General features: G+C 60.6%; 1 protein-coding gene and 2 pseudogenes. All 3 read left to right on the forward strand.

Annotated elements, in window-relative coordinates; all coding sequences use genetic code 11:
• The first annotated feature begins 352 nt into the window (after positions 1-352).
• The 3 genes and pseudogenes from AC5JJ6_RS06405 (at position 353) to AC5JJ6_RS06415 (ending at position 2,808) form a co-directional block, all read left to right on the forward strand.
• Positions 353-945, forward strand: a pseudogene (locus tag AC5JJ6_RS06405) (IS6 family transposase).
• A gap of 317 nt (positions 946-1,262) precedes the next feature.
• A pseudogene (locus AC5JJ6_RS06410) lies at positions 1,263-2,074 on the forward strand (aminoglycoside phosphotransferase family protein).
• A gap of 455 nt (positions 2,075-2,529) precedes the next feature.
• Positions 2,530-2,808, forward strand: a complete 279-nt coding sequence (locus AC5JJ6_RS06415; protein ID WP_496041242.1) for a hypothetical protein — start codon at positions 2,530-2,532, stop codon at positions 2,806-2,808.
• The last annotated feature ends 259 nt before the right edge of the window (positions 2,809-3,067 follow it).

Here is a 3,067-nt window from a genome sequence, read left to right on the forward strand (position 1 = left end):
CGCCAGTCACAACCGATTCAGATGCCTCAAGCTGTTCCCGGATGGACACTCAGGCTTCGCGCCAAGGGTGCTCGGCTTGGCCGTCCGGGCAGCCACGGGTAGGTTACTGACCTGCTGACGGCTGGCTTGGGACTTGGGGATGGAATGCTTCTGCTGCGGTTCGACTGCCGTCACCGAGCGGCCGGACTGTACCGCGCGGGGGTACCGCCGGTTTCGCTGCCGAGACTGCGGCAAGCAGTTCAACGAGCGCAGCGCTGGGCCGCTGAACCACACGCAGTACCCATCCGACATTATCGCCTTGGTGGTGCTGTGGCGGCTGCGCTACCGCCTGACCCTGCGCGACCTGGCCGAGATGTCTCTCGAGCGCGGCATCGTGTTCAGCCATGAAGCTGTCCGTGACTGGGAGGCGAAGCTCGCACCGAGGCTGGCTGATGAGCTCCGTCGACACCGGCACGGCAAGGGTGGCGCTCGCGGCCGACGCTGGCACGTGGATGAAACCTACCTGAAGGTGGGTGGCCGCTGGGCCTACCTGTACCGAGCCATCGACCGCGACGGCAATCTTGTTGACACCACGCTGAGTGAGCACCGCGACATGGCGGCGGCCCAGGCCTTCTTTCGCTCGTCCCCAACCAAGTCACCACGGACGGGCACGGCTCCTACCCGCGCGCGATCCGGTCAACGCTCGGCCGGAGGGTCGTCCATCGCAACAGCGCTTATAAGAACAACAGATTGGAACAAGATCATCGGGGCGTTAAAGGTCGGATACGATGTATGCGTGGCTTCAAAAGCTTCGATGCGGCGAGGCGGTTCTGCCAAAGCTTCGACGAACTCCGCAACTTCTTCCGCCCCTGCACCCGCCACAACCAGCCTGTCCCTGCCAACCGCCGTCGCCTGGTTCACCTCCGTTGTGCCACCACTGCACTCGCTATTCTCGGTGTAGCGTAGCCGGAACTCGGCATTGGCTCCCGTCGCCAAGTCTGGCGCGAGTGCTGACAGAACCCGTGTGTGCCGGTCCCGGCTGCGGAGCAACCGTCCGCTTCGCCCAGCACGGTCAGTCGAGCTCGGCGGTGCATTCTCTGCTTTTTCGAGAAGCCGGGTGCGGCCGCAAGTGACCGCTGTGAGCGCCGAGCGGCATGATCGGTGTTGGCCGATAGCGGCACTTCCGCTTCCGGGTAGACCGTTTGGGCAAGCGGCCGTTAGAGGAGGGGCGACCCGTGGCTGCCCCCGACCCAAAGCAGCCATACACCGTGCTGAGCTGGGGCATGTTTGTGTCCTATCTGACCCGTTGGGATCTGGCTCCTGACGGTGCGCCGATCACCACTCCCGCCGCCCACCTTCTTCCGGTGCTGAGGGATGGCAAGCCAGCGATGCTCAAGCTGTCCCACGAGGCTGACGAACGGCTCGGCGGTGTGCTCATGGAATGGTGGGAGGGGGATGGCGCCGCGCGCGTGTTTGGCTGTGACGGCGATGCCTTGCTGATGGAGCGCGCAACAGGCCCGGCTTCTCTTGGCGAGATGGCCCGGTCTGGGCGGGACGACGAGGCATGCCGTTCCTTTGCACCACGGCCGCCCGCCTGCACGCGCCCCGATCGAGAGCGCTGCCGGAGCTGACGCCCCTCGGGGAGTGGTTCAGGGACTTGTGGCCCACAGCGGCCCAGCATGGTGGCATCCTCACTCGCAGTGCGGAAACGGCCCGCATGCTCCTGGCGGAACCGCGTGAGGTCGGCGTGCTGCACGGCGACCTGCACCACGACAACGTGCTCGACTTTGGCGCACGAGGCTGGTTGGCCATCGACCCGAAGCACCTGATCGGCGAGCGGGGATTCGAATTTGCCAACATCTTCAGCAATCCCGATCTGGCGGACCCTACATGGCCGGTGACGACGCAGCCCGGCCGCTTTACGCGGCGGTTGAACATCATAGCCGCGGCAGGCGGGCTGGATCGGCGGCGCCTTTTGTCATGGGTGCTGGCGTGGACCGGCCTCTCGGCCTCGTTGTTCCTGGGAGATGACGATCCTCGTGCTGAGATCGACCTGCAGATCGCCGAGTTAGCTGCCGCTGAGCTGGACCCCTAGGAGAAGCCCGAGCGGTACCGAAGGTCTAGCTCACCAGCCAACCCAGCCATGAAAGGTCATGTGCGCTTGCAGGCGGGGCGATGACGGCATATGGGCGGCCACTATGGGTGCATAGCAGTCGATCCGGCCATCTTTGAGCATATGCCTGCACTGTCTCCAAACCGGATCTTTTTAGGCGAAGGTTCGCGACCGGAAACGGGTAAACACAAGCGAAGGCCTACAGCCGCTTACCGCGTCGTTGGATAAGGCATTTTATGCAAATGATCTGCGAGTAAGGCCCCCTCAACTCGCAAAGCAATGAGGAGGAGATTTGTTCAAATGTCAACCACAACTGGTTGGAGCCAGTTGCATGAGCAGCGACCGGTTATTGCCCCACAATGTGTTTACTGTCAATCGGCTTTACTTTCTAGAGTGTGAGATGCCTCAGATCTTAAATCTGCTAAAATAATTGCCCTATGAACAACGCGAACAATCCCTGTCGTAGGAATGCGGTTTGTATAGCCTCCTCAATTGCTGCCATTCTGCTAACAAGCGTCATTCTGTTTGTCATTCCTCCATACGGCCATATGCCGTTTGCTCATCAAGCAATCTTTGCATGGCTCGCCCTCGCGCTGTGGAGTTACTCTGACGGTGTCTTCGGCCGCTTCAACATCACCCTGGCGCTTTTTGAGGGTGCTGCAGTGCTCCGTATCTCAATTGAAATGTTATATTTTGCACTGAGTGTCGACGGTTGAGGTTACGAAAGTCATTGACGGCGTGACAATTGAACCGGTTTAGAGCTCGAAGACAAAAGTCGAGCCTTTACCATAGGTGAGCGCGGCCCTCGTAAGTATAGGTAAGCGGCTTCAGGCCGGGGAGGTAGCTGGTCTGCAAGTGGCTTATGCGGAAACCGGCCGCTTTGATCAAATCGTCTATTTGACGATTTAAATGGCAGCCTCGAGCTAGAGCATTTCAGGTTTAGTCGAACGCGTAGCCTGAGTTGGCAAGGTAGTT

It is taken from the genome of Skermanella sp. (assembly GCF_059503625.1).